This is a genomic window from Bacillus cereus group sp. BfR-BA-01492 (assembly GCF_022662815.1).
Taxonomy (GTDB): Bacteria; Bacillota; Bacilli; order Bacillales; family Bacillaceae_G; genus Bacillus_A; species Bacillus_A cereus_BD.
Genome location: NZ_JAKUEH010000071.1, coordinates 1 through 231, shown reverse-complemented (window position 1 = coordinate 231; position 231 = coordinate 1). Strand labels below are relative to the sequence as shown.

Genomic DNA, 231 nt, shown 5'->3' with positions numbered 1-231 from the left:
CAGGCATGTTAACCACTACACCACGGGACCATTTGGTTGCGGGGACAGGATTTGAACCTGCGACCTTCGGGTTATGAGCCCGACGAGCTACCAGACTGCTCCACCCCGCGATGATATAAAGCTTGGCGACGTCCTACTCTCACAGGGGCAAGGCCCCAACTACCATCGGCGCTAGAGAGCTTAACTTCCGTGTTCGGTATGGGAACGGGTGTGACCTCTCTGCCATCATCA

1 tRNA gene and 1 rRNA gene are annotated in these 231 nt (G+C 56.3%); both read right to left on the bottom strand.

Annotation, left to right across the window (positions count from 1 at the left end):
• Nucleotides 1–33: 33 nt before the first annotated feature.
• Nucleotides 34–110 (bottom strand) — tRNA-Met (locus MR063_RS21665).
• A 10-nt stretch (nt 111–120) separates the two neighbouring features.
• Nucleotides 121–231, bottom strand: a 5S ribosomal RNA gene (rrf, locus tag MR063_RS21660); the annotation flags it as partial.